This window comes from Halorubrum sp. Atlit-26R, from assembly GCF_003666015.1.
Lineage (GTDB): Archaea > Halobacteriota > Halobacteria > Halobacteriales > Haloferacaceae > Halorubrum.
The window spans coordinates 1-440 of record NZ_QPLT01000538.1 but is presented as its reverse complement, the minus strand read 5'-3'; the positions used below and the strand labels follow the sequence as shown (position 1 = coordinate 440).

The 440-nt window shown below is 70.5% G+C and carries 1 protein-coding gene; it reads right to left on the bottom strand.

Annotation, left to right across the window (positions count from 1 at the left end; translation table 11 throughout):
- A partial coding sequence (locus tag DVK07_RS21840) for a deoxyribodipyrimidine photo-lyase (protein ID WP_147441346.1) occupies positions 1-419 on the bottom strand: 419 nt, incomplete at its 3' end.
- Positions 420-440: the final 21 nt, after the last annotated feature.

The following is a 440-nucleotide window of genomic DNA, read 5'->3' as shown; positions in this document are numbered from 1 at the left end:
CTGTGGTTCGGGTAGCGCTCCTCCAATCGGCCCGGATCGACCAGCACGAGGTCGGTCCGCGACTCCGTCTCGACGCCCGCGCCGACGAGCGCCTCCTCGACCGCGCGCTGCCGATTCCGTCGGGCGGGCCGGTAGTGTTCGTTGTAGTACACCGCCTCGGCGTCGTACTCGTCGGCGAGATCAACGAGGACCTCGTCCGGGTCGCCCGCCCGGACGATCAGGTCGCTTCCGAGCTCCCGATACCGCTCTTCTAAGCGTTTCACGTTGCGGAGGAAGAACGCGCGCTGGCGCGCGCCGACCGTCGCGAGCAGATCGGCGTCGTACACGAACATCGGGACGACCTCCCCCTCTCGGGCCGCGGCCGCGAGGCCGGCGTTGTCCCGCGTCCGCGCGTCGCCTCGGTGCCAGAACAGGCGCATACGATCGCCAGGGGCGCCAGC